We start from the raw sequence: 15,008 nt of genomic DNA, 5'->3' as shown, positions 1-15,008 counted from the left end.
CATGAGGATGNGCATGAGCCGCCGCGGCGAATCGGCGCCGACGGTGACGACCGCGTGGGACTCGTCATCGTGGCTGCGCCCCAGGTCGATGTGATCCACCCGGTAGTCGCCGCCGTAGTCCAGTACGTCGTCGAGCACCCGGGCCAGTACACCGGTGTCCATGAGGTGCCCGTGCACCTCGACTTTCTCGTGGTAACGCACGCCCAACGCCTTCCCTTCGGTGCCAGTACGACGGCTGCCACGCCGACGTCGTCCTCAGGCCCGATGCCACGCACCGACCCTGCCTTCCCTCCGGTGTGCCCCGGGGTGTGACCGTTCCCGGGATCCGGCCGGGGCACGAGAACGTCCGGAGGGCGCGCGCCCCGACCGCGCGGCCACGCACCGACGCAGGCCGCACCGCCGGTACGCCGCCGCAGGTTCATCGCGGCGGCTCACGCCCCGGACCGTCGCGGTCAGATCACCGCGCCGTCGTCGGGGCCGTCGAAATCGGTGGGCGGTCGGTCACCCATGCGGGCGACGAGGGTGCCGACCCCACCGAGGATCAGCAGCACGCCGGTGACATCCTGCGCGCGGGACTGGTTGAAGCCGATCAGGGTCGGCACGACGAGGAACACCACCCCGAGGGCGATCGAGCCCAGCGCCCAGCGGGTCACCGGCCGGATCCGGGGCAGGGGCGGCGCCGGCGGCGGCACGTAGTGATCGTCCTGCGGGTCCGCCGGGGCGTCCGCCGATCCGCCGAGGTCGATCACGACGAAGTCGGCCGGGTCGGCGCCGCGCCCGCCGCCGATGCCGGGCGGATTCAGCCCCGGGGGCGGCGCATCGTCCAGGCCGGGATCGGTGCGATCGTCCGGCGCGGGTGGAACACCGGGCTCGAACGGCGGACGCAGGATGATCACGGTGGGGCGACGGGTGTCGCCGAGGTCCTCCGCCGCCGGCCACCGCCGGGTCTCCGGCTCGTCGTCGAAGCGCGCGATGAGATCGAGGAAGGCCGCGTCGTCGGCCTCCTGGGAACGGGGCGTCGACCGCGCGGCGGGCTCTTCGGGCCGGGGCCCGGGCGTTTCCCCGTCGGCCGAACCGGCCGGGCCGCGCTCGGCGGCGACACCCCCGTCCGCCTCCGGCTTCCCCAGGGCGCCGGCCGCGGCGTCCGGTCGCCCGGTCGAGGACGGCAGACCTGGCGGGTGAGGCGACGCCGGCGGGTGGATCGAGGCCGGCGGGTGGATCGAGGCCGGCGGGTGGATCGAGGCTGGCGGGGCGGCCGAGGACGGCGGCCCGGTCGGGCTGGGGTCCTCGGGGGTCGCCGCAGCGGCGCCGGCGGGTCCGGAATGCCCCTCGCCCGCGGCATTCCCGGCCACGCCGGATGCCTCGCCGCCCGCGGGCGTGCCTGCATTCCCGGCCACGCCGGATTCGGCCGGCAGGGCGGCGCCGCACCCGGTGGGTGACACACCAGCTCCCGCCGCCGCCCCGCGGTCCGCCACCGGACGGTCGGGCTCCGCCGCGCCCGCCGCGGACGGCCGGGGCTCGCCCTGGCCCGGCGCCGGCGGAGGCTCAGCCATCGTCGCGGGGGGTGTCGGGCACGAGCGCGCGCGCCGCGTGCCGCTGGACGAAGTCCAGACTGCCTTTGAAGATCGTTTCCTTGTCGTTGTCGAGGGTTGCCACGTGCCAACTGTCCGGCAGCAGCCGTTCCTCGATCGGCGCGCGCACCCCGGCCAGCAGGATCGCCCCCGAGCTCGGCTCCACCACGTGGTCGACGACGCTTCGGTACGCGAGCACCGGACAGTCGATCCGCCCGAGGTCGCCGCGGGTGACCCCCCACAGCTTGCGCAGCGAGGCGAACGCGAGCAGCGGCACCCGGTCGTAACCGACCTCGGGCACGCCGGTGGCCTTCACGTCGCCGGCAACGCCGCGCACGGCTGGGATGAACCGCCCGAGCAGTGGGGCGAGCGCGGCGTGNCACCGCTCGGTCGACAGGCTCGCGTTCACCGTGACCACGCCGGCGATGTCGGAGCCGTGCTCCTCGGCCAGCCGCAGCGTCAGCGTCCCGCCCATCGACAGGCCCATGACGAACACCTGCTCACAGTCCGCCCGCAGGCGCAGGAACGCGCCCTGCACGGTGGCGTACCAGTCCGGCCAGGTGGTCGGGACCATGTCCTGCCAGCGGGTGCCGTGACCCGGCAGCAGCGGGCAGGAGACGGTCAGCCCGGCGGCGGCGAGGGACTCGCCCCAGGGCCGCATGCTGCCCGGAGAACCGGTGAACCCGTGGACCAGCAGGACGCCCACCGGGCCACCCGTGAACTCGAACGGTTCGGCACCAGGTAGGACGGCTGTGCCGGTGGAGCCCGCCATCGTGATCCGCCCTTCGTGCCCTGGGCCCGCCCGCTTGCCACGTCGCGGGCGGCGTGAAAGGAAAGCGCCGGTAAACGTATGCTCGCACGGTCCGCGGGTTGAGGCCACGGTCGTACGTATCTCACGGTCGTGCGGACGCCGTCGGAACGCCAGGAGCCCGCAGGGACCGAGAACGCCCCGGCTGGGATGATATAGGTGCGGGCCTGTCCGCGCGCGTCTCGCGAGTCCGGTGCCATCGGCGCCGAGCCGGGAGGGGTGGGCACCACCTGGGCCGCGCGAGCGTTAGATGGACGTGATGATGGCCGATCCCCAGGCTTGCGGGCGGCTCCCCTACGTCGGCGACCATGGCCGGGCCGCGTCCGCCGCCCGGCTCGCGTACCGTCGCAGTCCGCGAGCTGCGGAGCGCCGCCGTGCCCCACCTGGCGCGCGGTGGGATGCTCGGGTCTGGTGTGATCGGCGTCGGCGGATGGAGACGGGCGGCCCGGCCACGGCCGCCCCCGGCGGGCGTCGTCTGACGGCGGTGACCAGGTGGGAGCTGTCTTGTTCTACTGGGTGCTCAAGGCGGTCCTGACGCCGATCCTTCGGGTGTTCTGGCGTCCGTGGGTGGAGGGAGCCGAGAACATTCCTGTGCAGGGTCCCGCGATCCTCGCCGGAAACCACCTCTCCTTTCTGGATCACTTCTTCCTGCCGGTGGTGATCCCGCGTCGGGTGACCTTCCTGGCCAAGAGCGACTACTTCACCGAGGCCGGCGTCAAGGGCTGGTTCAAGCGCGTGTTCTTCAGCGGCGCCGGCCAGATCCCGATCGACCGCAGCGGCGGTAAGGCGAGCGAGGGCGCCCTGCGCTCCGGCGTGCGCGTCCTGCGCCAGGGCCGGCTGATCGGCATCTACCCGGAGGGGACCCGCTCACCCGACGGCCGCCTCTACCGCGGCAAGATCGGCGTCGCCCGGATGGCCCTGGAGGCCGGCGTGCCGGTGATCCCGGTCGCGATGATCGGCACGTTCGAGGTGCAGCCGCCCGGTCAGCTCGTGCCGAAGATCCGCCGGATCGGGATGCGGGTCGGTCGGCCCCTCGACTTCTCCCGCTACGCCGACATGGCGGATGACCGGTTCGTGCTGCGGTCGATCACCGACCAGATCATGTACGAACTGATGGCCCTGTCGGGCCAGGAGTACGTGGACATGTACGCCAAGCGGGCCAAGGAGGAGATTGCCGCCGCCCGCGCCGCTGGCACCTCGGTGCCGGGTGGACGGTCGGCACCGGCACCGGCGGCGGGGTCGGCACCGGCGGTGGGGACGGCACCGGCGGTGGGGACGGCACCGGCGGTGGGGACGGCACCGGCGGCGATGCAGATACCGGCGGCGGCTGGACACGTGCCGGCGGCGGGGACGGTGCCGGGAGTCCCCTCGGGGCCGGCCGCGGTGGCGGGCGAACGCCCGGCCAGGCCCGTGGCCGCGTCGGCTCCTCCGCGAGGCTCCGACGACCACGTCGACCGGGCGGTCTGACCCGGCTGCAAGCAACACGGCAGGATGGTCGCGTGCGTGGCGATTTCGGTCCTTTGTCGGCGGCGGTTGCTCGGTCGGCCGGCATGCGTCGGCGGCGGTGCGTTCCGGGTCCGCGGCCGGGTCGTGGTCGTCGCACCGGCGCGGCCGACGCGCGCCATGGCTCCCGCCGGGCCGCCACGCTGCTGCTCGCGCTCGGTGCGCTCGCCGGCTGCCTCGTCGCGGTCGGCCCGGCCGCGCTCGCCGCGCCCACACCGTCGGCCGCGGTCACCGCGTTCCCGACGGCACCGGGTCCCGCGGGTCTCGCCGCCGCCCCCGCCGATGGCCCCGCCCCCGCCGATGGCCCCGCCCCCGCCGGCACCATCGGCCGCTCCGGGTCCTACCTGACCGACAGCGAGCACCGGGCGGTCGTCATCCGCGGGATGACGGTGCCGGCCGGAGTCACCCCGACCGCCGCCGACCTCGACACCTGGATCGGCTATGGCTTCAGCGGCGTGCGCCTCGCGGTGCCGGTGGCCGCGGGCGGCCGCTTCCCGGTCACCGCCGGCTGGCCGGTGCCCGATGCCGTCGCGCGCGCCGCGTCCGATCCCGGGCTCGGTCAGGTCGCGGGCCTGGCCCGCACGTTCACCGGCCGCGGGATGCGAGTCGTGCTGCGGCTCGTCCCGGCTGTCCGGGGCCAGGTGCTGTCGAACGCGACGCTCGCCACCGGCCTCGGCCGGCTGGCGACCCGGTTCCGCGGCGAGCCGGGCCTGATCGGCTACGAGGTCCCCGCCGCCGCGGGCGCCGGGCCGGCGCTGACCGACGCCGTCACGGCGCAGGACCCCCGCCACCTGCTGTGGCGGGACCGCCCGGCGCCGTTCGACGCCGCCGCCAGCGTCGCCGTCAACGACCCGACCGGCTACCTGATCGGGTGGAAGGACGGCTCGCCCGCGGCGGTGCGCGGCCTGGTGTCGGCCGCGGACGCGTTCGGGCTGAGCTGGTTCTACGACGCGCCCAGCGGCACGGGCGGGACGGTCGGCACCGACCCGCCGCAAGCCCTGGGTGGCGGCCCGCTCCCGGCCGCCCCGGCGGAGATCGTCCGTCCGTACCCGGTGGCCGTCGCGGGAACGCCCGAGTCGCTGCGGTTCGACGACGCGCGGGTCCTCACGGTCACCTACCGGACCGCCGCGCCCGCCGGGAGCTCCCTCGCGCCCGGCACGGCGACGGCCATCAGCGTGCCGGCGTGGTCCTACCCGCAGGGCTATCAGGTCCAGGTCGTCGGCGCGCGGGTGACCTCGGCACCGGGCGCGGGCCTGCTGTGCGTCGTGGCCGAGCCCGGGGCGGCCCGGGTCGACGTCCGGGTCTCCCCAGCCACCGCCGGCCCGCAGGTGAGCGCGCCCGCGGCCGCGGGCGCGAGCGGCTGTGTCCCCTCGTCGAGACCCGCGGCGGGGTCGGCGGGGTCGGGCGCCCCCGCGGCCGCCGACCGCCGCGACGACGACTACTCCGGACCGCTGCTGTGGGTGCTGCCACTCGTCGGGGCAGCCGGCGCGGCGGCGCCGCTCGCGTTCGTGCTGCGGCCGTGGCGCCGGCGCTCGGGTCGCTCGGGCCGCTCCGGCTGGTCGGCGCCGGACTCGGCGTCGCCGGACCCCCGTCCCGCGCCGGCCGACCCGGCGGACTGGCAGCCGGCGGTGGCCCCGGGGCAGGCGTCGGTTCCCGCCGATCCGGCCGGCAGAGGAGACTGAGCCGGTGGGCACCCGATTCTTCTACGACACCGAGTTCATCGAGCGCCGCGAGGCCGATCATCTCTGGCTGGATCTGGTCAGCATCGGCATCGTCAGCGAGGACGGCGCGCAGCGCTACTACGCCGTGTCCACCGAGTTCGACCCGGCCTTCGCGGTGCCGTGGGTCCGCCGCAACGTCCTCGACCAGCTACCGCCGCCCGCCGATCCGGCGTGGCGATCCCGGGCGCGGATCCGCGAGGAGATCGCCGCGCTGCTGACCGCCGACGGCACGCCGGAGTTGTGGGCCTGGTACGGCGCCTACGACCACGTGGTGCTCTGCCAGCTTTTCGGGACGATGACCGACCTGCCCGCGCAGTTGCCGCGGTTCACCCGGGACCTGCGCCAGCTCTGGGAGGACGTCGGCCGCCCGCCGCTGCCGCCGCCGCCGGCCAACGCTCACGACGCCCTCGCCGACGCCGTGCACAACCAGGCTCGCTGGGAGGTCCTCGCCCCGCTGCGGGCCCGCGTCGTCGCCGCTCCGCCCGCTCGGCGCTGACGCCCCACCGCGGGCTCGTCGCGAAGACATCGTCTCTTCTGCGCGATCGAGTCGCCACGCCCAGTGACCGAACTTGCTGCCTGTGTGCGGACCTGCCGCTACGCTGCCCCCGGCGGGGCCTGCGCACTCGACAGGAGGATTCGCGATGAGGATCGGCGTACTGACCGGTGGCGGCGACTGCCCNGGGCTCAACGCGGTGATCAGGGCCGTCGTCCGCAAGGGCGAGGGCGTCTACGGGCACAGTTTCGTGGGGTACCGGGACGGCTGGCGCGGGCCACTGACCGGTGACACCGTGCCGCTCGACACCGCCGCCGTGCGTGGCATCCTGCCGCGCGGCGGGACCATCCTCGGGTCGAGCCGCACGAACCCCTACGCCGCCGTGGACGGGCCGTCGCTGGTCCGCGAGAACCTGGCCGCCGCCGAGATCGACGCGCTCATCGCGATCGGCGGGGAGGACACCCTTGGCGTGGCCGCCCAGCTCCACGCCGAGGGTCTGCCTGTGGTCGGGGTTCCCAAGACCATTGACAACGACCTGTCCGCCACCGACTACACCTTCGGCTTCGACACCGCCGTCAACATCGCCACCGAGGCGATCGACCGCCTCCACACCACCGCGGAAAGCCACCACCGCGTGCTCATCCTCGAGGTGATGGGGCGCCACGCCGGCTGGATCGCCCTGCACAGCGGCATGGCCGGCGGCGCGAACGTCATCCTCATCCCGGAACGGCCGTTCGACTTCGACAAGGTCTGCGCCTTCGTCGAGGCCCGCTTCGCCACCCACTACTCCCCGATCATCGTCGCCGCGGAGGGCGCCACCCCGATCGCCGGCACCCTGGTCACGAGGGAGGGTGAGCTCGACGCCTTCGGTCACGTCCGCCTGCAGGGCATCGCGCAGGTGCTCGAGACCGAGATCCGCGGCCGGACCGGCCGCGACGCCCGCGCCACCGTGCTGGGCCATCTCCAGCGCGGCGGCACGCCGACCGCGTTCGACCGCTGGCTCGCGACGCGCTTCGGCCTGCACGCCGTCGACGCTGTGCACGAGGGCGACTTCGGGGTGATGGTCGCCCTGCACGGGACCCGCATCGACCGCGTGCCGCTGGCGGAGGCGACCCGTGAGCTCAAGACGGTGCCCGAGGAGCTCTACAACGAGGCGGAGATCTTCTTCGGCTGAGCGGTACGTCCGGACCGTCGACGGGTACGGAACGTCGTCGGGACATCGACCGAGCATGTCGACCGTTGGCCGGCGCACACGGCGGTACCCTGGTGCCTCGTGAGCGCATTGGATGTCTGGCGGACCCTCCCGGCCAAGCAGCAGCCGTCGTGGCCCGACCTCGAGGAACTGCAGGCCGCCTACAACCAGCTTGCGGCCCTTCCCCCGTTGGTCACGGCCCCGGAGGTGCGTTCGCTCACCGAGCGCCTCGCGATGGTTGCCCGGGGCGAGGCCTTCCTGCTCCAGGGCGGTGACTGCGCCGAGACCTTCGCGGCGAACACCGCCAACAAGATCCGCGACAAGGTCAAGACGCTGCTGCAGATGGCGGNCGTGCTCACCTACGGCGCAAGCACGCCGGTGGTGAAGGTCGCGCGCATCGCCGGCCAGTACGCCAAGCCGCGCTCGGCCGACATCGAGTCGAGCACCGGCCTGCCGTCCTACCGCGGCGACGCCGTCAACGACATCGCGGCCACGGCCGCGGCCCGCCGGCCGGATCCGATGCGCATGGTCGCCTCCTACCACCAGAGCGCAATAACGCTGAACCTCGTCCGGGCGTTCGCCACCGGCGGGTTCGCGGACCTGTCGAAGGTCCACGAGTGGAACAAGGCGTTCGTGCGCGACTCGGCGGCCGGCCGGCGCTACGAGGTGATGGCGACGAACATCGAGCGCGCCCTCGCCTTCATGGCGGCCTGTGGCATCGACCTCGGCAGCGCGGCGCTGACCNGGGTGGAGCTGTTCACCAGCCACGAGGGCCTCCTGCTGGAGTACGAACGAGCCCTCACCCGGGTGGAGGACGCCACCGGCAACCCGTACGACCTGTCCGCCCACATGATCTGGATCGGGGAGCGGACCCGGGACCTCGACGGCGCCCACGTCGACCTGCTGTCCCGGGTCGGCAACCCGATCGCCTGCAAGGTCGGGCCAAAGGCCAGCCCGGACGAGGTTCTCGAGCTCGCCGAGNGGCTCAACCCGCAGCACGTTCCCGGCCGGCTGACTCTGATCACCCGGATGGGCGCGGGCAAGATCCGGGACGCCCTCCCGCCGATCATCGAGAAGGTCAACGCCGCCGGCCCTCCGGTCGTCTGGTCCTGCGACCCCATGCACGGCAACACCCGCGACGTCGGCGGCGTCAAGACCCGCCACTTCGACGACGTGCTCGACGAGGTCTTCGGCTTCTTCGAGGTGCACAAGGCCCTGGGCACCCACCCGGGCGGTCTGCACATCGAGCTGACCGGCGAGAACGTCACCGAGTGCCTCGGCGGCGCAGAGCTGATCGGCGAGGAGGATCTCGGCGGCCGTTACGAGACCGCCTGNGACCCGCGCCTGAACACCGGGCAGGCACTCGAGCTGGCCTTCCTCGTCGCCGAGATGCTCCNGCACGCGCGGGGCGAGCGGGCCGCCGCGATGCAGGAGCTCCCCATCGCCTAGCCGGACCGGACCTCACACAGTCCTGCTCCTCGCACGCGCGACCGGCACCCGGATCTCACCGGCAGACGGTTGCCAGCCTGCCCCCGGACGCGTCCGCACGCAACCGCGGGCGCGCCGTTCAGCCGGCGGGGGCGAGCCCGTAGTCCGTGGCAGCGCCCGTCGGGGTGCCGGTTGTCGGGGTGCCGGCCGCCGGGGCGGTTCCGTTCGCGGCGCCCGTCGTGCCGCCGCCGTCGCCGGCAGGCTCACCCCCCGCGCCGCTGGACGTCACGCCGCTGGGCAGGGCCCCCACCCGCGCCCCGTCCGCCCCAAGAACAGGAGTCGGGGCTCCCGCGCCGCCCGTCGCGGTCGCCGTGCCGGCCGTTCCGGCCCGGTCGCCCGTGCCCGGCTGGCTGTTGCTGCCTGCCCGGTTCGTGCTGCCTGCCTGGCTGGGGATCGCGGCCGGGCGGCCGGCGGTGCCCGCCGGCGCGAGGGCATCCGGTGTGCGTGGAGCCCCGGCCGCGGAGGTCGTGGAGGATGCGTCCGGCGGCACGGCCGGGGCCACGGCGTTTGGCTGCCCTGGCGCGGCGGGCGTCGGATCCGGCGCGACCGGCTCGGCAGCCCGGTCCACCCCGGTCGAACCGTGCGTCGCCTCCTGCGCCGGGCCGCTGATCGGGCTGCTGGCTGACGTCGGCGCAGTGATCGGATCGGTGTCGCTCGGGGAGACCGGCGTGCTCGGCATGGCGGTCGGCGGGAGCCCCTGCGAGGCAGTGGTCGGCGCCGCCGTGGGCGCGGCGCTCGCGGGATGCGCCGCGGTGGCGGCCGTTGGCCGCGGGAGACGGGGGCCGAGGGCCCTGCGAAACCCGTCGATGAGGTCGAGCGCCGCCCGGGTGGCATCGGTCGTGCCGGGGGGAAGGGCGGCGAGGACGGGTGTCAGTCGGTCGGACTGCTCGGTCGTGAAGGCGTTCATCGTCGCCCAGGCGTCGGCGTTCCCGGCGGTGGCCCGGGCGAGCAGCACCCGCGAGCCGGCCCGGGCCTGGGCGCACCAGGCCCGCAGCAGGCTGTTGACCATGCCGGCATCCGCGTGACGGCCGAGTGAGGCGGGGGCCGGCGCCGAGGCTGTCGGGGCGGCTGCTGTGGCCGAGGCGGCTGCCGTGCCCGGCGCCGCGGCGGGCACGACGGGTGGGAGGGGCCGGGCGGGCAGGAGGGGAAGGCCCGTCCCGGCGGTGCGCGGCGAGCCGAGCGGATCTCCCAGATGCGACGGGTCCGCAGGGCCTGACGGCTGGTCGGCGGCGCCTGCGGGACCGGCGGCTGCCGCGGACGTCCGCAATGTCGACGACGGCGTGCCGACCCCGGTCTCGGCCCGCGAGGAGGCCTCAGGTACGGCAGCCAGGCCGCCCGCGGCGCCCGCGACGGGTGCGATCAGCGGGGGTATGCCGGCAGCGGCGGGCTGGCCGAGTGCGGTGGGCGCCGGCGGCCGGACCTCGGCAGCCGCCTCGGTGCCGCCGGTGCCGCCGGTGCCGCCGGTGCCGATGTTGGCGGCGCTGCCGGTGTCGGTGTTGGCGCGGCCGATGGGGGCGCCCTCGCCGAGGGTGATCGTGCGTAGCTCGTTCATGCGGGTGCCGGCCACGTCGAGTCGGGTCTTCGCCCTGGCGACCGGATCGCGCACCAGCGATACCTGGAGGTTCTCGACCCGCCGTTTGACGCTGTAGAGCGTCTCACCGGGCAGAGCGTCCTGCGCGCTGACGGCGAGACCGGCCAGGGCCACCGCGCCGGCGAGGGAGACGGCCAGCAGCGGACGGGCGGCGCGCAGGACCCGGCCTCGCCGCGCCGGGGCCGGACGCACCCGCCGCCCGGTGTTGCCCGAGCCGCGCGCCGCGGTGCTGGTCTGGTCGGTGAGAGAGGCGAGCAGGTGGGAGCGCACGGCGTCACGGCGGACCGGATTCATCCGGGGGATCGGGAGGTCACGCAGAGCCGCCGCCGCGTTCGCCAGGCGGATGTCGGAAGCGTCGGTCGGCGGGCGCCGGCCTTCCAGCAGCGCGGCGGCCCGCTCGGCGCGGGTCCGGCGCAGCCGCCACCACCGGGAACCGCATGACCCAGGCCCGGGTTGTTCCACCCCGGCGGAATCCCGGTCGCGGCCGCGCGCTGCCCTCACGTCCTCCCCCTGGGAGCGGTCGCGCGGCGGCGGTCTGGGAGCCGGCTGCCCCCGTGCCGGCCCGACCGAGGTCTACCGCCGTTCAGTTACCGAACTACCACACAGTGTTCACGTGTACTGTACTACCCTTTTCGATCTTGGAGTTGGGCTGCGGGAACTGGGCTGTCACCCGGTCGGTCGGGTTGCCGAGCACGGCGAACCGGTCGATCTTCAGCCCACGCTGGCGCAGGACGTTCTCGGCGTCGCGGTAGGTCTTGCCGATCACTTTGGGGACGGTGACCTGAACGCCGCTGCTGTCACCGCCGCTGCCNTCACCGCCGCCGGTGGAGTCGGTTCCGTCGTCGGGCAAGGCGGCGACCGTCAGCGTCACGGTGCTCTTCGGCGCGATCGGCTGGCCGACGCCGGGGTCGGCGCCGATGACGTTGCCGGGGGTCGTGTCCTCGGTCACGGCCAGATCGCGCTGGACCGTCACGCCCGCGACGCCGAGGGCGTCGATCTCCGCCTTGGCCGCGTCGTAGGGCTTGCCGATGATGTCGGCCGGCATCTGCCTGGTGTCCGGCCCNCTCGACATGATCAGGGTGACNCCGTCGCTGGGCTTGAGCACCGTGTTGACGGCCGGGTTGGTGCCGATCACATGGCCGGCCGGGACGGTGTCGCTGGCCTGGTTGACCAGCCCGCCCACGGTGAGGTTGACCTCCTTGAGCCGGGCCGTGGCCTGGTCCTGCGTGAGGTTCGCGAGGTCCGGCACACCGACGGTCGCCGGCCCGGAACTCAGCCGCAGAGTGATCACCGCGCCCTTGTCGACCTTCGCACCGTCCTTGGGGTCCTGCTGGGCGACATGGCCGGCGGCCACGGTGGGGTTGGCGACCGGATCGAGGTAGGTCGGCCTGAGCCCGTGGTCCCGCAGCATCGCCTCGGCATCAGACTTGCTGAGGCTGGTCAGCAGCGGGACCTCGATCTTGTCGCTGGACAGCAGGCGCAGTGCGAGAAAGCCGAGCAGCAGGACCAGGACAGCCGCGCCGCCCACGGCGAACGGCGCGTACCGGCGCGCGCCTGAGCCGGGGCTGGCGGCACGGCGGCGCCCGTGCCCGGCGCCGAGGTAGCTGGTGGAGGTCGGGGTCGGTGGGGCGGCGGAACGGTAGAGCGCCCCGGTGCCGGGCTGGCTCGCCACGCCGCCCGCGTACGGCCGCCCGCCGGCGGCGTCGTGCTCCGCGATGCCCGCTCTCGGCTGTCTCGACTCCGCACCGGTGAACGGAACGGCGCCGTGCGGATCGTCGTAGTCGGCGTCGTAGTCGGTGGGCTGGAAGGGGCGGGTGTAGTCGGGCCCCGGGTCCTCGGGGGGCGGCCCCATCAGGCCGATCCGCTCGACCTCGCCGGTGAAGCCGGTCTGGTAGGCGTCCGGCGCGGGCAGGTACGGCCCGATGCGGTGCAGCTCGTCGAGCAGCGCCGCGCCGTCGGCGGGCCGGCGGGCCGGGTCGCGTGCCGTCGCCCGCAGCACGAGGCCGTCGAGCTCCGCCGGCACGCCCTCGACGACGGTGGACGGCGCCGGCACGTCGCCGTGGACGGACTGGTAGGCCATCGACATCGGGGTCGCGCCGCTGTGGGGAAGATGGCCGGTCAGCGACTCGAACAGCACGACCCCGGCGGCGTAGACGTCGCTACGGGTGTCGGCGGTGCCGAGGGTGACCTGCTCGGGCGCGAGGTACCCGACGGTGCCCATCACCACCCCGTCGGTGAGCGCCTGGGTGGGCTGGCCGAGCGGGCGGGCCAGGCCGAAGTCGGCGACCTTCACCTGGCCGTCGTCGCCGAGCAGGATGTTCTCGGGCTTGATGTCGCGGTGGATGATGCCCGCGTCGTGCGCGGCGGCGAGCGCCTCCATCACGGGCTCGATGATCTCGACGGCCTCGGCGACCGGCAGCCGCCCCCGGGCGCCCAGGTGCTGGCGCAACGACCGGCCGCGTACCAGCTCCATGACCAGGTAGTTGATCAGACCCGCCGGGGTGTGGTCGGAGCCCTGGTCGAGCACCGAGACGACCCGGGGGGTGTTCAGGCGCGCCACCGCCTTGGCCTCGCGGTGGAAACGGCCGACGAACTCCGGGTCGTGGTTGAGGTTGGGATGCATGACCTTGAGGGCGACGAGCCGGTCCAGCCGGTTGTCGTGTGCGACGTACACCGTCGCCATGCCGCCGACGGCGAGTCGTTCCTGCGCCGTATAGCGGCCGTCGAGAAGCCGACCTATGACGGGGTCGGCCACGGTGGCATCCACGGGAGACAGTTTACGATCGTCGCCGAACCATGCCGCTACCGGAGCCACGTGGAGTTAGCTCCGGATTCGACTGAGGGGCGGCGGCGAACGCAACGCCATGCCCGCGGACATGGCGTTGCCTATCGCCTTACCGGCCGATGCTCTTCGGTTGAATACCTGACCCTGCCGGTATGCGGCGATCGCGCTGCGCGGATCCGCCGCGGCGCACGGATACCGCCGCCCATCCGCCCCGGCCGGCGATGGGCGTGCCCCGGCACGTTCGAGTCGTCGCCGTCCGTGAGGATGAGATTCGCGGGACGTCGCCCGTCGGGGTGCCGCCCCCGATCCGCGGGCCCCCGGTCCGGCCGCCGCACGTGGGCGGCGTGCATCGATCCGGCTCGGTGGCGGTTGCGGGCCGGCTAGACTGGGGTCGCACCGGGGAGCCCGTGGACATGGGCTGAGAGGCCGGCCAGGAACACCGTCGGCGACCCGCATACCCGATCGCGGTCATGCGCGCGTGGGGAGGATGGTCATCATGTCGCAGGCTCCGTCAGGTCGCGCCGTTCCCGCGTCGGAGTGGTCCCGGCCGCCCGGCCCGGCGCTGTCCGGCGCCGTCGAGCCGGTCGAGAGTGATGAGCTCGTGATCGCCGGGCGGTCCTACGGCAGCCGCCTGCTGGTCGGGACGGGCAAGTTCGCGGCTCACGAGGTGATGCGCGACAGCCTGCTCGCCTCCGGCGCCGAGATCGTGACGGTCGCGCTGCGCCGGGTCGATCTCGACCGCGCCGGCGAGGGCGACGTGCTCGACTTCGTCCCGCCGGGGATGACGCTGCTGCCCAACACCTCCGGTGCGGCGGATGCGGCGGAGGCGTTGCGGCTGGCCCGCCTGGGCCGCGCCGCCACCGGCACCGGCCTGGTCAAGCTGGAGGTCACCCCGGACCCGCGGACGCTGGCCCCGGATCCGATCGAGACCCTGCGCGCCGCCGAGCTCATGGTCGCCGACGGCTTCACCGTCCTGCCGTACTGCTCGGCGGACCCGGTCCTGGCCCGCCGCCTGGAGGAGGCCGGCTGCGCCACGGTCATGCCGCTGGGTAGCTGGATCGGCTCGAACCGCGGGCTGCGCACCCGGGACGCGATCGAGGCGATCGTGGCGGGTGCGGGCGTGCCGGTGATCGTCGACGCCGGCCTCGGTGTGCCCTCCGACGCGGCGGAGGCCATGGAGATCGGCGCGGCAGCGGTGCTGGTCAACACGGCCATCGCGGTGGCGGCCGACCCGGTGCGGATGGCCCGGGCCTTCGCGCTGGCGACCGTCGCCGGGCGGCTGGGCCACCTGGCCGGGCAGGCGGGGACCGGGACGGCCACCGCGGCCTCCGCGTCCTCGCCGCTCACCGGCTTCCTCGGCGCTCTCGGCACCCCCGCGAACGGCAACGGCAGGGTGGCCGGGTGAGCGCGCCGCCGGGAGAGTTCGCCCGCGAGCTCGTCGCGCTGGACCTGTCCGGCCTGTCCGACCGGTCGCGGCGCGCGACGACGGCGGAGGTCGACGAGGTGCTGCGCCGGGTCCTGCCCGCCCCGGGCGGCCGGGGCGAGCCGGCGCCGGGGCGGGTCGGCCTCGACGAGCTGGCCGTCCTGCTCTCGCCGGCCGCGACGGGTCGGCTGGAGGAGCTCGCCCTCGCCGCCCGGACGACCACGCTGCGCCGCTTCGGCCGGGCCGTGCGACTGTTCGCCCCGCTGTACGTCTCGAACGCCTGCCTGTCGTCCTGCACCTACTGCGGCTTCGCCAAGGGTCTGCCGGTCGCGCGGCGCACGCTCAGCGTCGACGAGGTGGCGGCAGAGGGTCGGCTGCTGGCCGAGCGGGGCTTCCGCCACGTGCTGCTGGTCGCCGGGGAACACCGCATCGN

At 74.6% G+C, this 15,008-nt stretch carries 10 protein-coding genes, 8 pseudogenes and 1 riboswitch; of the genes and pseudogenes, 10 read left to right on the top strand and 8 right to left on the bottom strand.

The features are described 5' to 3' along the window. Positions 1–11: 11 nt before the first annotated feature. The 4 genes and pseudogenes from FF86_RS53940 to FF86_RS53930 all read right to left on the bottom strand — a co-directional run. Positions 12–201, bottom strand: a pseudogene (locus tag FF86_RS53940) (TIGR00300 family protein); the annotation flags it as partial. A 251-nt stretch (positions 202–452) separates the two neighbouring features. Then, the gene (locus FF86_RS20910) at positions 453–1,442 is read right to left on the bottom strand and encodes a hypothetical protein (protein WP_055868423.1); all 990 of its coding nucleotides are present in this window, start codon (positions 1,440–1,442) and stop codon (positions 453–455) included. A 103-nt stretch (positions 1,443–1,545) separates the two neighbouring features. Continuing rightward, positions 1,546–1,950: pseudogene (locus tag FF86_RS53935) on the bottom strand (alpha/beta hydrolase); the annotation flags it as partial. A gap of 1 nt (position 1,951) precedes the next feature. Next, positions 1,952–2,343: carboxylesterase (locus tag FF86_RS53930; protein ID WP_242419203.1), on the bottom strand; the 392-nt coding region annotated here is incomplete at its 3' end. A gap of 528 nt (positions 2,344–2,871) precedes the next feature. Here FF86_RS53930 and FF86_RS20900 point away from each other — a divergent pair. From FF86_RS20900 to FF86_RS53910, 8 genes and pseudogenes are all read left to right on the top strand, one after another. Then, positions 2,872–3,846 carry a lysophospholipid acyltransferase family protein gene (locus FF86_RS20900; protein ID WP_044887245.1) on the top strand — a complete coding sequence of 325 codons (975 nt, stop codon included), beginning with the start codon at positions 2,872–2,874 and terminating at the stop codon, positions 3,844–3,846. Positions 3,847–3,878: 32 nt separating this feature from the next. Next, positions 3,879–5,564, top strand: a complete 1,686-nt coding sequence (locus FF86_RS20895; RefSeq protein ID WP_242419202.1) for a hypothetical protein — start codon at positions 3,879–3,881, stop codon at positions 5,562–5,564. A 4-nt stretch (positions 5,565–5,568) separates the two neighbouring features. Continuing rightward, the gene (locus FF86_RS20890) at positions 5,569–6,099 is read left to right on the top strand and encodes a polyadenylate-specific 3'-exoribonuclease AS (RefSeq protein ID WP_044887244.1); all 531 of its coding nucleotides are present in this window, start codon (positions 5,569–5,571) and stop codon (positions 6,097–6,099) included. Between the two features lie 184 nt (positions 6,100–6,283). Continuing rightward, on the top strand, positions 6,284–7,270 hold a 987-nt coding region (locus FF86_RS20885; RefSeq protein WP_242419201.1), incomplete at its 5' end, for a 6-phosphofructokinase. A gap of 99 nt (positions 7,271–7,369) precedes the next feature. Next, positions 7,370–7,637, top strand: a pseudogene (locus FF86_RS53925) (3-deoxy-7-phosphoheptulonate synthase); the annotation flags it as partial. A gap of 1 nt (position 7,638) precedes the next feature. Beyond that, positions 7,639–8,032: pseudogene (locus FF86_RS53920) on the top strand (3-deoxy-7-phosphoheptulonate synthase); the annotation flags it as partial. A gap of 1 nt (position 8,033) precedes the next feature. Then, positions 8,034–8,269, top strand: a pseudogene (locus FF86_RS53915) (3-deoxy-7-phosphoheptulonate synthase); the annotation flags it as partial. Position 8,270: 1 nt separating this feature from the next. Beyond that, positions 8,271–8,622 (top strand): annotated as a pseudogene (locus FF86_RS53910) (3-deoxy-7-phosphoheptulonate synthase); the annotation flags it as partial. Between the two features lie 233 nt (positions 8,623–8,855). On the opposite strand, the gene FF86_RS20875 reads toward FF86_RS53910, so the two are convergent. The 4 genes and pseudogenes from FF86_RS20875 to FF86_RS20870 all read right to left on the bottom strand — a co-directional run. Next, on the bottom strand, positions 8,856–10,868 hold the full coding sequence (locus FF86_RS20875; RefSeq protein ID WP_044887241.1) for a DUF5667 domain-containing protein: 2,013 nt from the start codon (positions 10,866–10,868) through the stop codon (positions 8,856–8,858). A 94-nt stretch (positions 10,869–10,962) separates the two neighbouring features. Continuing rightward, positions 10,963–11,178: pseudogene (locus FF86_RS53905) on the bottom strand (PASTA domain-containing protein); the annotation flags it as partial. 1 nt (position 11,179) lies between these two features. Further along, positions 11,180–11,412: PASTA domain-containing protein (locus tag FF86_RS53900; RefSeq protein ID WP_242419200.1), on the bottom strand; the 233-nt coding region annotated here is incomplete at its 3' end. Between the two features lie 40 nt (positions 11,413–11,452). Continuing rightward, the coding region (locus FF86_RS20870) for a protein kinase domain-containing protein (protein WP_396229972.1) at positions 11,453–13,134 on the bottom strand (1,682 nt) is incomplete at its 3' end. Between the two features lie 405 nt (positions 13,135–13,539). Beyond that, positions 13,540–13,654: riboswitch (TPP riboswitch) on the top strand. Between FF86_RS20870 and FF86_RS20865 the strand changes: the two genes are divergently transcribed. After that, the gene (locus FF86_RS20865; protein WP_082122158.1) at positions 13,649–14,557 is read left to right on the top strand and encodes a thiazole synthase; all 909 of its coding nucleotides are present in this window, start codon (positions 13,649–13,651) and stop codon (positions 14,555–14,557) included. Its footprint overlaps the riboswitch before it by 6 nt. After that, positions 14,554–15,007, top strand: a pseudogene (locus FF86_RS53895) (2-iminoacetate synthase ThiH); the annotation flags it as partial. The gene FF86_RS20865 and the pseudogene FF86_RS53895, both read left to right, overlap by 4 nt. Between the last annotated feature and the right edge of the window lies 1 nt (position 15,008).

This window comes from Frankia sp. CpI1-P, assembly GCF_001421075.1.
Taxonomy (GTDB): Bacteria; Actinomycetota; Actinomycetes; order Frankiales; family Frankiaceae; genus Frankia; species Frankia torreyi.
This window is presented reverse-complemented; position numbering and strand designations above follow the sequence as displayed.

What these genes read in the sequence shown, in the direction of transcription:
- FF86_RS20865 (WP_082122158.1), top strand. Translation starts at nt 13,649, where the DNA reads ATGTCGCAGGCTCCGTCAGGTCGCGCCGTTCCCGCGTCGGAGTGGTCC.